The organism is Arthrobacter agilis, from assembly GCF_006494655.1.
GTDB classification, from domain to species: Bacteria; Actinomycetota; Actinomycetes; order Actinomycetales; family Micrococcaceae; genus Arthrobacter_D; species Arthrobacter_D agilis.
This window is the reverse complement of the sequence record NZ_VHIM01000005.1, coordinates 168221-186242: the sequence shown is the minus strand read 5'-3', so window position 1 is coordinate 186242 and position 18022 is coordinate 168221. Positions and strand designations below refer to the sequence as shown.

Here is an 18022-nt window from a genome sequence, read left to right as displayed (position 1 = left end):
ATTGAACGCGTTCAAAAACGGCGTACACTCCAAATTGAACGTGTTCGAAAGGAGCGTCATGCCGTTGACCACCGCCAAGAGCGAAGCCACGCGCGAGCTGCTGGTCTCGACCGCCCTGCGGCTGTTCCGGGACGTCGGCTACGAGAAGACGACCATGCGCGCCATCGCCGCGGAAGCGAATGTCTCGACCGGTAGCGCGTACTACTACTTCGCGTCGAAGGACGACCTCGTCCACGAGCTCTACCGGACGCTCCAGGAGGAGCACCGGGCGCTCGCCCTGCCACTCCTGCGCGAGGGCCGGAATCTCGGTGAGCTGCTCAAGGTGGTGCTCAACACGGGGATCGACGTGATGGGACCCTACCACGACTTCGGGTCGAGCTTCATCAGCATCGCCATCAAGCCCTCGGCGACCACGAGCCCCTTCGGCAGCGAGTCCGCCGTGGCCCGCGCCCGCGCCATCTCCCTGTTCCGCCACGCCGTCGCGATGTCGAGGCCGCAGCCTCCGCTCGCGATCCGGAACGACCTCCCTGAACTCCTCTGGTACACATACATGGCCGTCACCCTTTTCTGGGTGTACGACTCCTCCCCCGGGCAGACGCGCACCCGCCGCCTGATCGACCAGGCCGCGCCGCTCATCTCGAAGCTCGTGATCCTCTCGCGGCTGCCGGTGGTCCGGAAGATCGTCGAGGACGTCGTCCAGCTCATCCACGGGACCCGGCGATGAACCCCGACGGTACACGGCCGGAGGACGACCCGGCTGTCCGACCGGACGATGGCACGACGCCGGACGGCGACACCCCACTGGACGCGGTCCCTTCAGAGGCACCCGGGCGGGTGACTTTCGGTATCGGCGCCGTAGCCGTCGGCTTCCTCGTCGGTGTGGGAGTCCTGGCCGTCGCGTTCGCCTCGACGTGGGGCGCGGACGCTCCGGGCGTCTTCCTGCTGGCGCTCTGGTACGGATTCGGCATCGGCCTCGTCACGGGATTGCCGCTCGGCATCGTCATCGGTCTCCTCCTGCGGCCGGTGCGGAACCAGTGGGTCCACGTCGGCGTCTTCTTCGCGGTCTTCATGGTCGCGGCCCTGGTGGTCGCAGCCCTGCTGTCGCCCTCCACGACCTTCGGGGACGGACTGCCGACGGCCTTCATCATCGGCGGTGCGGCCGCCCTTGCCCGGGTCAGCGTCTGGAAGCTGGTCCGGGTGCAATGAGCGTCCTGGCGAGCAGTCCGAGAGCGGTCGTGATCGCCGGCGCATCCGGCTTCATCGGCTCCCACCTGATCCGGCGCTTCGCCGACGACGGCACGGACGTGCGGACGATCGGCCGGAGCGGACCGGCCGTCTGGGGAGACACCGGCGCCCTCGCCCGAACGCTCGACGGCGCGGACGCCCTGATCAACCTCGCCGGCCGAAGCGTGAACTGCCGCTACACCCGGCGCACCGCGGATGCAATCTTCTCCTCGCGCGTCGACACCACCGAGGAACTCGGCCGCGCCCTCGCCCTGTGCAGGGCGAGGGGCGGCACGCCGCCGCCGGTCTGGCTGAACTCCAGCACGGGCACCATCTACCGGCACGCCGAGGATCGGCCGCAGGCGGAGGACGACGGCGACCTCGGCACAGGCTTCTCGGTCTCGGTTGCGAGGGCGTGGGAGCAGGCCCTCGCCGACGCCCCCACCCCGGGCGTGCGGAAGGTGGCGCTGCGCATCGCGATCGTCCTCGGCGCCGGAAGCGTGATGACTCCGCTGAGCACGCTGGCCCGGGCTGGTCTGGGAGGTCGCATGGGCCCGGGCACGCAGAAGTTCAGCTGGATCCACCTCGACGACCTGTACCGTGCCGTCGTCCTCATCGCCGCGACGCCGTCCCTCGAAGGGCCGGTGAATCTTGCCGCACCCGGCGTGGTGACCAACGCCGAGCTGATGGCGGCCGTCCGTGCGCAGCTCGGCATACCCGCCGGTCTTCCGACACCGGCCTGGCTCCTCGACCTCGGCGGCATGATCATCCGTACCGAGGCGGAGCTGGTGCTCAAGAGCCGGTGGGCCTTCCCGCGGAAACTCCTCGACGCAGGCTTCGCCTTCGACTACCCCACCCTGGGTTCGGCGCTCCACCAGATCCTCCCGCCGAACCGAGTGGAAGCCCCGAAGCCGGTTCGTGCACACTAGGAGCATGTCCGATACCCAGACGCTCCCTGCTCCTGCCATCACCCTGACGATCGCCGGCTCCGAGGCGACGGGCGGCGCCGGTGCGCAGGCCGATCTCAAGACCTTCCAGGAACTCGGCGTCTACGGCATCGTGGCGCTGACCTGCATCGTCTCCTTCGATCCGAAGAAGGACTGGCAGCACCGGTTCGTCCCCGTGGACCAGCAGGTCATCGCGGACCAGCTCGAGGCCATCCAGTCCTGCTACCCGCTCGACACCGTCAAGCTCGGCATGCTCGGGACGCCTGCCACCATCGACACCGTCGCCGCCGCACTCAAGCGCCAGGAGTGGGACAACGTGGTCCTCGACCCGGTGCTGATCTGCAAGGGCCAGGAGCCGGGTGCCGCCCTCGACACCGACCAGGCGCTCAAGGCGAACATCCTTCCCCTGGCCACGTTCGTCACCCCGAACCACTTCGAGGCCGAGTCCCTCTCCGGGACGACCATCGGAGACCTCGAGGACCTGAAGGAAGCCGCTCGAATCATCCACCGGCAGAGCGGCGCCGTCGTCCTCGCCAAGGGCGGGGTGCGCATCGAGGGGCCGGATGCCGTCGACGTCTACTTCGACGGCGAGACCCTCGAAGTGCTGTCCGCTCCCAAGGTGGGCGACGTCGCGGTCAGCGGCGCGGGCTGCACGCTGGCTGCTGCCATCGCCGCCGAGCTCGCGAAAGGCGCGTCTCCGCTCGAGGCCGCACGCACGGCCAAGGCGTTCGTCACCGAGGGCATCCGCAATCGGGTGGCGTCCAATGCACCGTTCGACGCCGTCTGGCAGGGCGGTGCGCGGGCCTGACGGACCCGCCTCCGGGAGAGGACCGGTCCTCATGAGCAGCCCATCGGACGACGACGGCCGGGGCGAGAGCAGCAACCAGCGCCTCGACCGCAACTGGCAGGACATGCTCCAGGAGCTGCGGGTCATGCAGACGGGCATCCAGATCCTGACGGGTTTCCTGCTGACGCTGCCCTTCCAGAGCCGGTTCGCCGAGCTCGACCGCGTCCAGGTGATCGTCTACCTCTGTCTCGTCTGCCTGTCCGCGCTGATCACCGCCCTGGTGCTCGCGTCCGTGAACCTGCACCGCGTGCTGTTCGGGCTCAAGGTCAAGGCCACCCTGGTCGGTCACACCGCCGCGCTCATCCGCACGACGATCGCCCTCGTCGGCCTGGTGCTCGCGGGCACGGCCTGGCTGGTCTTCGACCTCGTCGTGAGCCGTACGGCAGGGCTGATCGTCCTCGGGTCCGTGCTCGTCGTCGTCGTGCTCCTCTGGGTCGTGTACCCGCTGGCCGTGCGGCGGCGCGCGCTGCGCCACGGCAGCTGACGGTTCAGCCCGAGTGCGCCGCCAAAAAGGCGTACACCTCCGTCTCGTCGACACCGGGGAAGGCTCCCGGCGGCATCGCAGCGAGCAGGTGCGAATGCGCCCGTGCACTCGGCCAGGCCTGCCCCGACCACTCCCGCGCGAGGTCCGCGGGTGGACGCCGGCAGCAGGACTCGTCCGGGCAGAAGGACGTCTCGCGGATGTCGGTATCGCGCCCACGGAACCACTTCACCTGCGCATAGGGCACGCCGATGCTGAGGGAGAACTCCCCGCTCGCGGCCCGTTCGGTGCGCGCCGTGCACCAGTACGTGCCGCTCGGGGTGTCGGTGTACTGGTTGTACGCCCGGAACTTGTCCTGCACGTCGAACACCACGCGTGAGGTCCACCGTCGGCAGGACGGTTGGCCCTCGATGGCCCCGGTGTGGTCCTGCGGGAACGTCACGCCGTCGTTCTCGTAGGCCTTGTAGATGATGCCGCTCTTGTGGGTCTTCTGGAAGTGGGTGCGGATGTCGAGGTGCTCGGTTGCCAGGTTCGTGAACCGGTGGGCGGCCGTCTCGTAGGAGACCGCGAAGGTGTCGCGGATGTCCTCGACCGCGATCTCCTTGGCCGCCTTGGCTCGCTTCAGGTACTCCACCGTGGGTTTCTCGGGGAGCAGGAGCGCCGCCGCGAAGTAGTTCGTCGCAACCCGCTGGCGGAGGAACTCGCCGTAGTTCTCGGGCGTGCGGTGCTCCAGGACGTAGTGCCCGAGGGCCTGGAGCAGCACCGACCGCGGATCGTGGTCGGTGCGCTGGGACTGCGTGAGGTAGATCCGCCGGTTCTTGAGATCGGTGACGGACCGTGTGGAGTGCGGCAGGTCGCCGACGTGGTGCAGTGAGAAGCCGAGGTGCGCGGCGATGTCGGCGATCAGGTGCTGGGACACCGGTCCGCCCGCGTATCCGACGGCGTCGAGCACGGCGTGGGCCTGTGTCTCGATCTCGGGGAAGTAGTTGTTGCGCTCGCGCATGACGGCTCGGAGTTCAACATTCGCGCGCCGGGCTTCCTCCGGCGTCGCCACCTGCTCGTCCATGCGTCGCTCGAGTTCGCCCTGCAGGCCCACGAGCGCTTCGAGTACCTCCAGCGGCAGACGCGACGAGATACGCACTGTCGGCAGCCCGAGTGATGCGTACAGCGGTCCGCGCTGGGCCCGTTCCAGTTCGATCTCCAGGGCGGCACGGCGCGACGGCGGCGCGGACCCGAGGAGGTCGTCGATCGTCACGTCGAGCGCCACCGCGAGGCTCTTCAAAAGGCTCAGCTTCGGCTCCCGCTTGCCGTTCTCGATGAGCGAGAGCTGCGACGCCACGGTGCCGACGGCCTCTCCGAGCCGGTCCAGCGTCAGGCCCTTCCCCTTCCGCAGGTGCCGGACGCGACGCCCGAGGCTGATCAGGTCCAGCGGAGCGGCCTGTCTGCTCGGCGCGGCGGAAGCGGTCCGGGACCAGGCGGGAGTCGTCATTTCTTGACGATAAGCGAAGAACGGCCGATTTTTCCATGGTCTGAGGCTAGGAAGCCCGACAGAAGTGGCGAATCGTTGACTTCACCACCCCGGGAAGCCCGATGGACGACCAAGGAGACAGCAATGACGCAGGACCCATCCACCTCGAACCCCTCCGACCGCGGACCGCAGGGCGCGGCAGCGGGCGCCACCGATGCCCTCACCCTCGAGTGGGCCGCCGATCCGCGTTGGAGCGGTGTCCGGCGCGACTACTCCGCGGACGACGTCGTCCGCCTGCGCGGCAGCGTCCAGGAGGAGCACACGCTCGCACGCCGCGGGGCCGAGAAGCTGTGGCACCAGCTCACCACCGAGGCCGATGCCGGCGGCTACACGAACGCGCTCGGCGCGCTGACCGGCAACCAGGCCGTGCAGCAGGTCAAGGCAGGCCTGCGCGCCATCTACCTCTCCGGCTGGCAGGTGGCGGCCGACGCGAACAACTCCGGCCACACCTACCCCGACCAGTCGCTGTACCCCGCGAACTCGGTCCCGACGGTGGTGCGCCGCATCAACAACGCGCTCCTGCGCGCCGACCAGATCGAGTGGGCCGAGGGCGCCTCCACGGTGGAGGACTGGCTGGTGCCGATCGTTGCCGATGCCGAAGCGGGCTTCGGCGGCCCCCTCAACGCCTACGAACTCATGAAGTCGATGATCCAGGCCGGAGCCGCCGGTATCCACTGGGAGGACCAGCTCGCCTCGGAGAAGAAGTGCGGCCACCTCGGCGGGAAGGTGCTCATCCCCACGCAGCAGCACATCCGTACCCTCAACGCGGCACGGCTCGCGGCCGACGTCGCCGGGACGCCGTCCGTCATCGTGGCCCGCACGGACGCCGAGGCGGCCACGCTCATCACGTCCGACGTCGACGAACGGGACCAACCGTTCGTCACCGGCGAGCGCACGCCGGAGGGTTTCTATCACGTGCGAAACGGCCTCGAGGCGTGCATCGCCCGTGGGCGTGCCTACGCACCGTACGCGGACCTCCTCTGGATGGAGACGGGCACGCCGGACCTGGAACTCGCCCGACGCTTCGCCGAGGGGATCCGGTCCGAGTTCCCCGACCAGATGCTCGCCTACAACTGCTCGCCGTCGTTCAACTGGCGCAAGCATCTCGACGACGCGACGATCGCGCGCTTCCAGCGCGAACTCGGTGCCATGGGATTCACCTTCCAGTTCATCACCCTCGCGGGCTTCCACGCGCTCAACTACTCGATGTTCGATCTCGCCCACGGCTACGCCCGGAATGGCATGAGTGCGTACGTCGATCTGCAGGATCGGGAGTTCGACGCCGAAGCCCGCGGCTACACCGCCACGCGCCACCAGCGCGAGGTCGGGACCGGCTACTTCGACCAGATCGCCACGGCGCTGAACCCCACGGGCAGCACCCTCGCCCTCGCAGGGTCCACGGAGGCCCAGCAATTCCACTGACCCTCCCGCCGAGAGGACAGAAATGACCACGGAACCCGCCCCGGGGCCGTCTTTTCTGTCCTCTCGGCGCCCCGACACCCACCAGGAGCACCCCATGAACCACCACTACACCCTGAACGGCATCACCCTCACGGCCCCACCCGTGCAGCGGCAGGACGAGATCCTCACGCGGGAGGCACTCGAGTTCGTCAAGGCACTGCACCTCGCCACGCACAAGCGCCGCGAGGAACTCCTCGACCACCGGTGCCGTCAGCGGAAGGCCGTCGCCGCCGGAGCGGACCCCCACTTCCTGCCGGAGACCCGGCACATCCGCGACGACGCCTCCTGGCGGGTGGCCCCGCCCGCACCCGGCCTCGAGGACCGCCGTGTGGAGATCACCGGGCCCGTGGACCGCAAGATGACCATCAACGCGCTGAACTCCGGGGCAAAGGTCTGGCTCGCGGACATGGAGGATTCCTCCACGCCGTCATGGTCCAACGTGATCGGCGGGCAGCTGAACCTGAAGGACGCCCTCGCGGGCCGCATCGACTTCACGTCGCCGGAGGGGAAGGACTACCGGGTGAGGGGCCCTCGGGAGAACCTGCCGACCGTCGTCGTGCGCCCCCGCGGGTGGCACCTGCCGGAGAAGCACGTCCTCATCCAGGACATCGCCGTCGCGGGCGGCCTGTTCGACTTCGCCCTCTACTTCTTCCACAATGCGCGCACGTTGATCGAGCAGGGCCGCGGCCCCTACTTCTACCTGCCGAAGCTCGAGAACCACCTCGAGGCACGGCTGTGGAATGACATCTTCGTCCAGGCGCAGCATCTGCTCGGCATCCCGCAGGGGACCATCCGCGCCACCGTCCTGATCGAGACCATCACGGCCGCCTTCGAAATGGAGGAGATCCTGTACGAGTTGCGCGACCATGCGGCCGGGCTCAACGCCGGTCGCTGGGACTACATCTTCTCGGTCATCAAGAACTTCAGGACGCGGGGGCCCCGCTTCGTCCTGCCGGATCGCAACACGGTGACCATGACCGCCCCCTTCATGCGGAGCTACACCGAGCAGCTGGTCCGCACATGTCACCGCCGCGGCGCCCACGCGATCGGTGGCATGGCAGCCTTCATCCCGAACCGGCGGGACGAGGAAGCGAACGCGTCGGCCCTCGCCAAGGTGCGGGCCGACAAGTCCCGCGAGGCCGACGACGGCTTCGACGGCTCGTGGGTGGCGCACCCGGACCTCGTGCCGGTCGCGCTGGAGGTCTTCGACGCGACGCTCGGCGAGCGCCCAAACCAGATCGATCGCCTGCGCGACGACGTCGTCCCCGATGACCGCTCCCTGCTGGACATCGCAGCCACGCCCGGCAGCATCACCGAGCGCGGCATCCGCGAGAACCTCGAGATCGGCGTCCGCTACATCGAATCGTGGCTGCGGGGCAACGGCGCGGCGGCCATCAACAACCTCATGGAGGACGCGGCCACGGCCGAGATCTCCCGATCCCAGATCTGGCAGTGGATCTTCACGAGTGCCATCACGGACGACGGCGAGATCGTCACGCGCGAGTGGGTGACGGACCTGCTCGACGAGGAGTTCGCCGCGCTCGCGAGATTCGACGGCGACCGCTTCGACGAAGCTCGCGAGGTGTTCGAGGAGGTGGCCCTCGGCGAGAAGTTCCCCGCCTTCCTGACGGTCACGGCCTACTCGAAGTACCTCCGCGACGGCCGGGCACTCGCGGCGGCCTGACCCGCTCCGTCGTCGAGCGGGACGGCACCCACGCGGTGCCGTCCCTTCCCGCCGGCCGACCGAACGACCCGGCCACCGTCCGGTGGCGAACCCACCGGTCCGGGGCCGCGGGAACGTGGTCCGGTTCGGGGCTGCGGGAACGTGATCCGCTGGCGAACCCACCGGTCCGGGGCCGCGGGAACGTGGTCCGGTTCGGGCCGTACTAGGGAGCCGTCGGAGTGGGTGCCGGGGCCGACGGGGTCGGTCCGGGCGTCGCCGCCTCTTCCTCGGGGGCGCAGGTCAGGGCGATCGGCGTGATGTCCACGGCTTCGGGCGGGACGATCCCGCTGTACTGCGAGCCGAGGATCACGTCGACCGAGCGGTCCTCGCGTTCGTCCTCGACGAAGATGGACTCCGGGAGGGTCCGCTGGAGGGTGGCGGCGTTGGCGTGTCCCCCCTCGCCCGAGACGATGATCGCCGTCATGCCGGAGGAATCGACCTGCCGGTTCCCGATCTCACGCACCGCGAAGGCGCGGCCGCGGAGCTGGTCGGCTGCCGTGGAGGCGAGCCCGTCGATGGTGGTGCTGTTGTAGACGTTGACGGTGATGGCGCTCGGGTCCTGGTAGTCGAACGGACCTACCGGGCAGGAGGACGTGGGCTCGGGGGCCGGCGCGGCTTCTCCGACGGTGATGTCACCGCGGGCTATGCCGAGCGCCACGTAGACGGCGGCGGCGAGCAGCGCCACGAGCAGCACGAGGACGATCCCGTGACGGACGCGGCGCCGTACCGTGCGTCGATGCCGCACCGCATCGTCCTCGACGAACACGGCACCGAGGTCCGTCTCGGTGACGATGCGCTGGCCGTGCCACTCGGTGGGGTCGCGCTTCGCCTGCGCGCGCTGCTGGCGCGGCGAATCGTGCTCACTCATCGAGCACGAGGACTCTCGCGTGCAGGATGGTCCGCTGGTGCAGCGCGGTCCGGACGGCACGGTGCAGGCCGTCCTCGAGGTACATGGTCTCGTTCCACTGCACCACGTGGGGGAAGAGGTCTCCGAAGAATGTCGAGTCCTCGGCGAGGAGCGCTTCGAGGTCCAGCGTCGTCTTGGTGGTCACGAGCTCGTCGAGCCGCACCTGCCGTGGAGGCACTTCCGCCCAGTCCTTCGGCGTCACGTGTCCATGGTCCGGATACGGCCGGCCGTCACTCACTGCTTTGAAGATCACTGCTACAGCCTAGGTAATTGCACGGGGCAATGGAACGTGGCCGCCCCCTCGCGGCCATCTCGTGGCCCAAAGGTTACGCCGCGGGCCGCTGCAGGCCGTGCTGCAGCATCAGCGGGCGTCGAGAGGGCGCCGTCAGAAGTCGACGCCGCATTCAATCGGTCCGCCCGTCCTGCTGGGGCGCCGCGCTGGACGGGTCCGGTGATTCCGGCAGCTCGTCGTCGAGCGTGGGGTAGGAGGGTTGGGCTCCCGGGTGCTGCACGGCGTAGGAGCCCACGCGTACCGCGAAGCGGACGGCGTCGTCGAGCTGGCCCCCCGCGGCGAGCCGGGCCGCGAGTGCACCGACGAAGGCGTCACCCGCACCCGTGGTGTCGACGGCGGAGACACGGGGGGCCGGGACGGAACGCGCGGTGCCGCCGTCGGACACCAGCGCCCCCGCGCCGCCGAGCGTCATCACCACGGAGGCGAAGCCGCACGTGAGGAGCGCCTCGACCACGGCGTGGTGGTTGGCCGCAGCGGCTCCGCCCAGCTGCTCGAGGACCAGGGCTCCCTCGTGCTCGTTGACGACGAGCGGATCCGCCCGGAGCAGGACGTCACGCTCGACCTCGATGACCGGCGCGAGGTTGACGATGACGCGTCCGGCCGCGGCCCGAATCGCTGTCTCGGTCGACGCGGCCGGCAGTTCACCCTGCACGACGACGACGGCGGCGTCACTGATCACGTCCGCGGACACCGACACGCGATCGGGTGTGACCTGCGCGTTGGCGCCGGGTAGCACCACGATGGTGTTCTCGCCGCCGTCGGCCACTTCCACGAGCGCGACGCCAGTGCCGCCGTCGAGCCTGGCCACGGCGTGCAGGTCCACGCCGGCGGCCGACAGGGCCGACAGGGCCGTGTCGGCGTAGGCATCTGCCCCCACGGCGCCGATCATCGCGACGTCGGCGCCCAGCAGTGCAGCCGCCACGGCCTGGTTGGCCCCCTTGCCGCCGGGCAGCACCGTCATCGACCGTCCGAAGACGGTCTCACCCGGGTGCGGGTGCCGCGTGAGGGCGACCACGAGATCCGCGTTGATGGACCCGACGACGACGATGCCCCGCGACGAACTCTTCATGCATCGAAGTTTCCCACGCAGCCATGACACGCCCCCGATGACGCTCGAGCGCGGCCTCGAATGGAAGGCGTGCGCCGGCTCGGAACATAATGGGGACATGCCTACGGATTCTCCGCTCGACCTCCTGCCCGACGCCCCGGCCCTGCCCGCAGCCACCGCGGGGAAGACCGCTCAGGGACTCCTGCTGGACGTCGACGGTCCCATCGCCAGCCCCGTGAGCCGCACCGTACCGGCAGGGATCATCAGCGATCTACTCACGCTCGCGGCTGCGGGGTGGCCGGTCGTCTTCAACACGGGGCGCTCGGACGCCTTCATCCGGGAGCAGGTCATGGCACCGATGATCGCCAGCGGGATCCCGGCCGGCGTCACCTTCCACGCCGTCTGCGAGAAGGGCGCCACGTGGTTCTCGTTCACGGCCGACGGCGCCGGCGAGGTCTTCGTGGACCGCGGCCTGGCCCTACCGGTCAGCTTCGCCGACGACGTCCGTGACCTCGTGGAGGAGAAGTACGCCGACCTCATGTTCTTCGACGAGACGAAGCTCGCCATGGTCTCGGTGGAGCAGACGCTGACGGCGACGAACGCCGACTATCTCGTGGGCCAGCGGGCCTTCGACGACGACGCCCTCGAGATCATGCACAGCCACGACATGGGGGCGTGCCGACTCGACCGTGAGGAACCGGACAGCAACGGCGACATCGAATACCGCGTGGACCCGACCATCATCTCCACGGACATCGAGTCGGTGCGGGTCGGCAAGGACGTCGGCGCCGAGCGGGCACTCACGCTCGTGGCTCCGTTCATGGACATCCCGCGGACCTGGCGGACGGTGGGCGATTCCCGGACCGACTACGCGATGGCCGACTACCTGCACGAGCAGGGCTTCGACGTCGCGCACGTGGACGTCCGGCCGGCGGACGGCGTCCCGGCGAAACCCTACGACGTCATGACCGAGGGCGAACTGATCCACGAGGAGGCCGGCGCGGCCTTCCTCGCCCGGTGCGTGGCCTCGCTCAGCTAGGTGTACTGCTAAGCGGACTGCGCGAGGACGGCCTCGATGGCGGCGATGACCTCGGGCGCATCGGGCTCGACGGTCGGCGCGAAGCGCGCCACGATCTCGCCGTCGCGATTGACCAGGAACTTCTCGAAGTTCCACTTCACGAGACCCGGCAGCACGCCGTTCCTGTACTTGGTCAGCTGCCGGTAGAGCGGGTGCTGGTCCTTCCCGCGGACATCCCCCTTGGCCATCAGCGGGAACGTGACGCCGAAGGTGGTGGAACAGAACTCGGCGATCTCGCCGTCGTTCAGGGGTTCCTGCCCCATGAACTGGTTGCTCGGCATGCCGAGGACCACCAGGCCCCGCTCTGCGTACGTGCTGTAGAGCTCCTCGAGGCCCGCGTACTGCGGGGTGAAGCCGCACTTGGACGCCACGTTGACCACGAGGACCGGCCGTCCGCGGAAGTCGCCGAAGGACTTCGGGGTGCCGTCGTTCATGGTGAGGTCTATCTCGTACAGGCTGGACGAGGACATGGCTGCTCCCTGGTTGGTGGTGGTCTCCTGCTTCGTCCCACAGTGCCATGCGGATGGGAGTCCACGACGCCGGGAGCAAACCGCGGTGTGAGTACGTTGGACGGACGACGGCCCCGAGGCCTCTGAAGCAGCGACAGGATGGATCACCGCATGGGAATCATCGCCACGTGGAAGACGCAGCTCCGCACCACCTTCACCGACGGCGACCCGACCATTCCGCAGTGGCAGTTCGAGTTCGAGAAGGGGGACGATCTCGGGTACTTCCCGGTCGGCTCCGCCGTCTGGACCGTACACAGCTCCATGACCCCCACGGTGGCGGGCATCCGCGCGCTCCTCCTGCAGACGCTGCACCCCGGGGCCATGGCCGGCGTCCATGCGCACTCGAGCTTCCGCGAGGAGCCCCTCGGGCGGCTCGCCAATACGATCCGCTGGATCTTCACCGTCACCTACGGTTCGAAGGTCGCCGCGCAGGAGGGCTCTGCCTTCGTCCAGCGCCTCCACACGAGGGTCAACGGCACCTATGTCGACAGCCGCGGAACCGAGCGGCCCTACTCCGCTGCTGATCCGGATCTCATCCGGTGGGTGCATCTGGCCTTCACCGACGCCTTCGTGGCTGCCCATGCGGCCTACGGGGGATCCATCCCGGGAGGCGTGGACGAGTACGTCTCCGAGTGGGCCGCTGCCGGTGAGCTGATGGGCCTCGAAAACCCGCCGCGGTCCGAGGCGGAACTCCAGGCCCAGCTGGCAGCGTTCGACGCCGACCTGGGCACCAGCGCCCAGGTGCAGGAGGCGATCACGTACATTCGGCGCCCGCCGCTTCCCCGGTCCCAGCGCATCGGCTACCAGATCCTCTTCGCGGGAGCCGTCGCGACGCTCGAACCCCGACACCGCGAGTTGCTCGGCCTCCGCGTGCCGTCCCTGGGGCCCATCCCCCTGCCCATCCGGACGGCGGTCCGGCTCGTGCTCGGCATGATCCGCCTGGGCCTCGGCGCCGAGGGTCCCGCCGAGACGGCCGCGAAGATCCGCATCCGCCGCCTGGGCGGGACACCGCCTGCCTGACTCGGGCTGCATCACCCGCTCTAACGGCAGTACCCGCTTAAACAGCAGGACCCCGGTTCGTGAACCGGGGTCCTGCTGTCTGCTGCGAGCGGAGGATGGGGGATTTGAACCCCCGAGGGCGTGAACCCAACACGCGTTCCAGGCGTGCGCCATAGGCCGCTAGGCGAATCCTCCTGATTTGGAGCAGATACCAGAATACCCATACATGCGGATCCTGCCGAATCGTGCCCGTTCGGAGCGGCGGCCACCGGTTCGAGGGCGCGCACGCACCTGTGTAGACTATTTCCCGGCCCCTCATGTGGTGTCATCCTGTGAACTCCCCCAGGACCGGAAGGTAGCAAGGGTAAGCGGGCTCTGGCAGGTGCATGGGGGGTCTTCACTTTTAAGCGAGCACAGCAGGGAGGGTCCACGGTGGCAGACACCGGCGCCGGCCGTTTCGCACCCAGCCCCTCCGGCCGGTTGCACGTCGGCAACCTCCGCACCGCCGTCGTCGCCTGGTTGTTCGCCCGGTCCACGGGCCGCCGCTTCCTCATCCGCATCGAGGATCTCGACCGCGTGCGCGCGGGCGCCGAGGCCGAGCAACTGGCGGAACTCGTTGCCCTCGGCATCACCTCCGACTCCCCGGTCGTGCGGCAGAGCGAACGCACCGGGCAGTACGCAGCTGCGCTGGACCGGCTCATGGCGCAGGACCTGGTCTACGAGTGCTTCTGCACGCGCCGGGACGTGGCCGAAGCCGCCAGCGCACCGCATGCCCGTCCCGGCTTCTACCCCGGCACGTGCCGGGATCTCACCGACGAGGAACGGGGAGAACGGCGCGGCGGGCGTCCCCCTGCCCTGCGGCTGAGATCCGGTGTCGAGACCTGGGAAGTCGACGATCTGCTTGCCGGCTGGGTCTCCGCACCGGTCGACGACGTCGTCCTCCGCCGGAACGACGGCGTCATCGCCTACAACCTCGCGGTCGTCGTCGACGATGCGGCGCAGGGTGTCGACCAGGTGGTGCGCGGCGATGATCTCCTCGAATCCGCACCCCGGCAGGCCTACCTCGCGTCCCTGCTCGGCCTGCCCACGCCCGTCTATGCGCACGTACCCCTGGCCGTCACCCTGGAGGGGCGCCGCTTGGCAAAGCGGGACGGCGCTGTGACACTGGAGGACCTCGCGGCCGAGGGGTGCCTGCCACCCGCAGTCCTCGGGATCCTCCTCGATTCGCTCGGTCTCCCGACGACATCGTTGGCGGCGGCCCTTGACGCTTTCGACCCCGGTCGGCTGCCGCAGCAGCCGTGGGTCGTCGTCCCGCCGGACCTGCCCTCCACCGCCGTCGGGCCCGCATGCAAACCGTCAGCTCCAACCGATAAGGTTCATCCGTGAGTACAGCCCTCTACCGCCGCTACCGCCCGGAGACCTTCGCGGACGTCATCGGCCAGGAGCATGTCACCGCGCCCCTCATGGCGGCCATCGACAAGGACCGCATCAACCACGCCTACCTGTTCTCCGGACCGCGTGGCTGCGGCAAGACCACCTCGGCGCGCATCCTCGCCCGCTGCCTGAACTGCGCGCAGGGTCCCACGTCCACGCCCTGCGGCGTGTGTGACAGTTGCGTGGGCCTCGCCCGGAACGGCTCGGGCAGCCTGGACGTCATCGAGATCGACGCCGCGAGCCACGGCGGCGTCGACGACGCCCGCGACCTCCGGGAGCGTGCCACCTTCGCGCCCGTCCGGGACCGCTTCAAGATCTTCATCATCGACGAGGCCCACATGGTCACGTCCGCCGGCTTCAACGCCCTGCTGAAGATCGTCGAGGAACCGCCGGAGCACATCCTCTTCATCTTTGCGACCACCGAGCCGGACAAAGTGATCGGCACCATCCGCTCGAGGACACACCACTACCCCTTCCGGCTGGTTCCGCCGGAACCCCTCATGGGCTACCTCGAGCTGTTGTGCCGGCAGGAGAACGTGCCCGTGGCGCCCGGCGTGCTGTCTCTGGTCATCCGGGCCGGTGGCGGTTCGGTCCGGGACTCGCTCTCCGTCCTCGACCAGCTCATGGCAGGCGCAGGCGACGCAGGGCTGGACTACGAGCTCGCGGTCTCCCTGCTCGGCTACACGCACGCAACCCTGCTCGACGACGTCGTCGAGTCGATCGCCGCGGACGACGCCGGGACGGTCTTCGACGCCGTGGACCGCGTCATCCAGACGGGGCATGATCCCCGGCGCTTCGTCGAGGACCTGCTCGAGCGGTTCCGCGACCTGATCGTCATCAACGCCGTGCCCGAGGGCGCGGCCTCCATCCTTCGCGGCGTCCCGGACGACCAGCTGAACCGCATGCGTACACAGGCCACGCAACTCGGAGCGGGTGAGCTCTCGCGCGCGGCAGACGTGACCAACACGGCACTGACCGAGATGACCGGTGCCACGTCACCGCGCCTGCACCTCGAGCTTCTGTGCGCCCGGCTGCTGCTTCCCGCGGCCGACGCCTCGGAGCGCGGAACCCTTGCACGGGTGGACCGCATCGAGCGCCGGCTCGAGTACGCTGGGGGCGCTCCGACGTCTCCGGACGCGCCTGATGCCGAGCCGGACGCCGCGCCGGCCCGGCCTGCCCGTCCCCGCCTCGACGTGCCCCGGAACGCGGAGGAAGCTGCCGCTCGGTGGTCGCTCCCCACGGCAGATCCCGCGGCGCCGGCCATCCCCGCCGCCGTGCCTGGTGCACACTCCCCCGCAATTCCGGCTGCGGTCCGGAGTGACCGCCCGGCCCAGGGCGCTGCCGGCGCCGATTCCTCACCCGACTGGGGAGGGGTGTGGGGCGTATCCACAGATTCGACCGTCGGAGGACCAGGGGCGACCGGAGCGCAGCCGCCTGCCGCAGCGCAGCAGGGCGACGCCGAGCGGCGGATGCCCGGCGGGCCGTCCGCCGCCGCCGACAGGACAGCTCCGGCGCAGGCGGAAGGAGCAGCCGGACCCACGGGACCGGGGGCACCCGACTCGATTGCTCCAGCGCAGGCTGACTCCGGACAGGTGCTTCCCGCCGGCCGCTCGGGCCAGCATCCTCCCGCCGCTGCGCGGTCGAACAGCACCGAACCCACCACTGCCGCGCCGTGGGGTGACGGCGATGGGTCTGCACCCCGCCAGCAAGCCCACGCTCCGGGTGCGCAGGGTGAGCAATCATCAGCCCCGGCACCGCAGCGACACGAGACCGATCCACGCGAGCAGCCCTCCGACGCCCGGGGTCAGCGGCCCGCCGACACCCAGGGTCACCAGCCCTCCGACGCCCGGGATCAGCGGCCCGCGCCGGTGCAGACAGACCGTTCCCCGGAAGCGCCGCGGCCGGACGCGCGCCGCGACGGGCCGCCGCAGGCGGGCGGCGGGAACGTCGAGATGGTCAGGCGTGCCTGGCCGGAAATCATGGACGAGGTCGCGAAGATCAAACGCGCCACCTGGCTCATCGTCAACGTGTCGGCGAAGCCGCGCTCGTTCGAGGGCAATCAGCTGGTGCTGGCATTCACGAACCAGGGCACGGCCATCGGATTCCAGCGTGGTCCGCACATGGACAACGTCAAGCAGGCCATCCATACGGTCCTCGGGCTCTCGTGTTCCATCGAGGCGGTCCACGACGCCGGCGGGTCGGGTGAGTCGGGCCCAAAAGTACCGGCTAGCCAGACCGGCCCGGGCAGCACCCCGGGCCCCGGTTCCGCCGCGCCCCCCGCCGCATCCGCGGACGTCCCGGCACCTGCGGCGGCTGCCGGTGCGGCTGCAGGTAGTACGCAACGTCCGGACTCCACCGCACCTGCACCTGCATCGGACTCCCAGGCCAGCCCGGCGGCGGCCGGGAGCACGCAACGCCCGGACTCCACCGCACCTGCACCCGCACCTGCGACGGACCCCCAGGTGAAGCCTGCGGCTGCCAACGAGAGCCCTGCCCCGCCTGCAGCGGAGAATGCCGGCGGCGTATGGAGCGATCAGCACACCACCAGCTCGCCAACGGCCACTGGCCCTGGAGCACCCGTGCAAGACCCCCCGACCGGTGGGCCCCGATCTTCTGACTCCGACACCGGAGCGGTCGCGGGTCGCGGGTCGCGCGGCCCGAGCACGTCGAGCGGTGCCCCTGCGACACGTATCACCGACGCGCCGTCGGTATCGTCGACCTCCCCATCGACTCCCGGCACCGCCCGGGACCCTCGGTCCTCTTCGACGGGACGCCCCACGGGTTCCGCGCGATCGGCCGAGGCCTCACCCGAGTCGGTCAGCGCCTGGGACCCGTCGATGGCGGACGACTCCTGGGCCCTCGTCGAACCTCCCGAGGAGGCATTCGACCCGGGCCCGGGGTGGAACGCCGTTCCCGAGGACCCGTTCGCCCGGCCGGCGCCCCGCGACCCTCAGGCGCCGGCCCGCGGACAGGCACCCGGCCCTGCCCAGGTAAGTCCCCGCCCGGCCCAAGGCACACCCGGCCCTGCAAGCGCTCCCGAGACGTCCACCCAGCGAAGCACTCCTGCCGCCCCTGCGCGCGGTCCCGCACGGACCCCGCCCGCGCAAGGCGCGACCGGCCCTGCTCCCGGCCCGTCATCGGCAGGGGCAGGGGCGGGGGCAGAAACGGCCGAGTCCACGCCGGACACCGCGCCACCGGCCACGGCGTCACGCAGTGTTGTCTGGAGCCCCCCTCCTGTGACGCCCTCCCCTTCCGTAGCAACTCCGGCCGGCACCCCGGATGCCTCCGCTCCGGCGGGTGACGTCCGGCAGAAGCCGGTCAGCCGCTACCAGAAGCTGCTCGACGAAGCGGAGCGGAAGCGCGCTGAAGAAGCCGCAGCGGCCCGTGGCGCCGTCGACCTCCGCTTCGTAGAAGACGAGCCGAGCGCCGATGACGAGACCATCGAGGAGTCCGGCCTCGTCGGGCGTACCGCGATCGAGCGGATCCTCAACGGGCGGCTCGTCGAGGAACGATCCGTCGGCGGGACCTGAGCCGGCGCCGCACC

16 protein-coding genes, 1 tRNA gene and 1 other RNA gene are annotated in these 18022 nt (G+C 69.8%); 12 read left to right on the top strand and 6 right to left on the bottom strand.

All coding sequences use genetic code 11. The annotated features are described in order from the left end of the window. Nucleotides 1-58: 58 nt before the first annotated feature. The 5 genes from FJV46_RS09635 (at nt 59) to FJV46_RS09615 (ending at nt 3502) form a co-directional block, all read left to right on the top strand. Nucleotides 59-724 (top strand): TetR/AcrR family transcriptional regulator, encoded by a 666-nt coding sequence (locus FJV46_RS09635; RefSeq protein ID WP_087027841.1) that lies wholly within the window; start codon nt 59-61, stop codon nt 722-724. A 110-nt stretch (nt 725-834) separates the two neighbouring features. Further along, nucleotides 835-1206, top strand: a complete 372-nt coding sequence (locus FJV46_RS09630) for a hypothetical protein (RefSeq protein WP_126130549.1) — start codon at nt 835-837, stop codon at nt 1204-1206. Further along, complete coding sequence (locus FJV46_RS09625; protein ID WP_087027837.1) at nt 1203-2153, top strand: TIGR01777 family oxidoreductase; 951 nt, start codon at nt 1203-1205, stop codon at nt 2151-2153. Before FJV46_RS09630 ends, FJV46_RS09625 begins: the two co-directional genes overlap by 4 nt. 4 nt (nt 2154-2157) lie before the next feature. Next, a complete protein-coding gene (thiD, locus tag FJV46_RS09620; protein WP_087027835.1) occupies nt 2158-2979 on the top strand; it encodes a bifunctional hydroxymethylpyrimidine kinase/phosphomethylpyrimidine kinase in 822 nt (273 codons plus the stop codon). A gap of 31 nt (nt 2980-3010) precedes the next feature. Further along, nucleotides 3011-3502, top strand: coding sequence for a DUF6328 family protein (locus FJV46_RS09615; RefSeq protein WP_087027833.1), 492 nt, complete (start codon nt 3011-3013; stop codon nt 3500-3502). 4 nt (nt 3503-3506) lie between these two features. Here the strand turns inward: FJV46_RS09615 and FJV46_RS09610 are convergent, their stop codons facing one another. Further along, nucleotides 3507-4988 (bottom strand): helix-turn-helix domain-containing protein, encoded by a 1482-nt coding sequence (locus FJV46_RS09610; protein WP_087027831.1) that lies wholly within the window; start codon nt 4986-4988, stop codon nt 3507-3509. Between the two features lie 123 nt (nt 4989-5111). On the opposite strand from FJV46_RS09610, the gene aceA reads away from it, so the two are divergent. Both aceA and aceB read left to right on the top strand, forming a co-directional pair. Further along, nucleotides 5112-6449, top strand: coding sequence for an isocitrate lyase (gene aceA, locus FJV46_RS09605; protein ID WP_087027829.1), 1338 nt, complete (start codon nt 5112-5114; stop codon nt 6447-6449). Between the two features lie 94 nt (nt 6450-6543). Further along, a complete protein-coding gene (gene aceB, locus FJV46_RS09600) occupies nt 6544-8172 on the top strand; it encodes a malate synthase A (protein WP_087027827.1) in 1629 nt (542 codons plus the stop codon). A 202-nt stretch (nt 8173-8374) separates the two neighbouring features. Here the strand turns inward: aceB and FJV46_RS09595 are convergent, their stop codons facing one another. The 3 genes from FJV46_RS09595 to FJV46_RS09585 all read right to left on the bottom strand — a co-directional run bounded on the left by FJV46_RS09595 (nt 8375) and on the right by FJV46_RS09585 (nt 10479). Beyond that, complete coding sequence (locus FJV46_RS09595; RefSeq protein WP_087027825.1) at nt 8375-9079, bottom strand: LytR C-terminal domain-containing protein; 705 nt, start codon at nt 9077-9079, stop codon at nt 8375-8377. Further along, nucleotides 9072-9371, bottom strand: coding sequence for a type II toxin-antitoxin system VapB family antitoxin (locus tag FJV46_RS09590; protein ID WP_087027823.1), 300 nt, complete (start codon nt 9369-9371; stop codon nt 9072-9074). Before FJV46_RS09590 ends, FJV46_RS09595 begins: the two co-directional genes overlap by 8 nt. A gap of 151 nt (nt 9372-9522) precedes the next feature. Then, the gene (locus FJV46_RS09585; RefSeq protein ID WP_087027819.1) at nt 9523-10479 is read right to left on the bottom strand and encodes a ribokinase; all 957 of its coding nucleotides are present in this window, start codon (nt 10477-10479) and stop codon (nt 9523-9525) included. Between the two features lie 97 nt (nt 10480-10576). On the opposite strand from FJV46_RS09585, the gene FJV46_RS09580 reads away from it, so the two are divergent. Next, nucleotides 10577-11497: a Cof-type HAD-IIB family hydrolase gene (locus tag FJV46_RS09580; protein WP_232008562.1), complete on the top strand. Its 921-nt coding sequence runs from the start codon at nt 10577-10579 to the stop codon at nt 11495-11497. A gap of 8 nt (nt 11498-11505) precedes the next feature. On the opposite strand, the gene FJV46_RS09575 is transcribed toward FJV46_RS09580, so the two are convergent. Beyond that, nucleotides 11506-12006, bottom strand: coding sequence for a glutathione peroxidase (locus FJV46_RS09575; protein ID WP_087027817.1), 501 nt, complete (start codon nt 12004-12006; stop codon nt 11506-11508). Between the two features lie 150 nt (nt 12007-12156). Here FJV46_RS09575 and FJV46_RS09570 point away from each other — a divergent pair, with 150 nt between their 5' ends. Continuing rightward, on the top strand, nt 12157-13065 hold the full coding sequence (locus tag FJV46_RS09570; RefSeq protein WP_087027815.1) for an oxygenase MpaB family protein: 909 nt from the start codon (nt 12157-12159) through the stop codon (nt 13063-13065). 89 nt (nt 13066-13154) lie between these two features. Here FJV46_RS09570 and FJV46_RS09565 read toward each other — a convergent pair. Beyond that, nucleotides 13155-13239: transfer RNA gene (locus FJV46_RS09565), tRNA-Ser, on the bottom strand. 111 nt (nt 13240-13350) lie between these two features. On the opposite strand from FJV46_RS09565, the gene ffs reads away from it, so the two are divergent. The 3 genes from ffs to FJV46_RS09550 all read left to right on the top strand — a co-directional run bounded on the left by ffs (nt 13351) and on the right by FJV46_RS09550 (nt 18008). Beyond that, an RNA gene (ffs, locus tag FJV46_RS09560) (signal recognition particle sRNA small type) lies at nt 13351-13446 on the top strand. A 30-nt stretch (nt 13447-13476) separates the two neighbouring features. Beyond that, nucleotides 13477-14430: a tRNA glutamyl-Q(34) synthetase GluQRS gene (gene gluQRS, locus FJV46_RS09555; RefSeq protein WP_087027812.1), complete on the top strand. Its 954-nt coding sequence runs from the start codon at nt 13477-13479 to the stop codon at nt 14428-14430. After that, complete coding sequence (locus FJV46_RS09550; RefSeq protein WP_087027810.1) at nt 14427-18008, top strand: DNA polymerase III subunit gamma and tau; 3582 nt, start codon at nt 14427-14429, stop codon at nt 18006-18008. The genes gluQRS and FJV46_RS09550 overlap by 4 nt, the downstream gene beginning before the upstream one ends. Nucleotides 18009-18022: the final 14 nt, after the last annotated feature.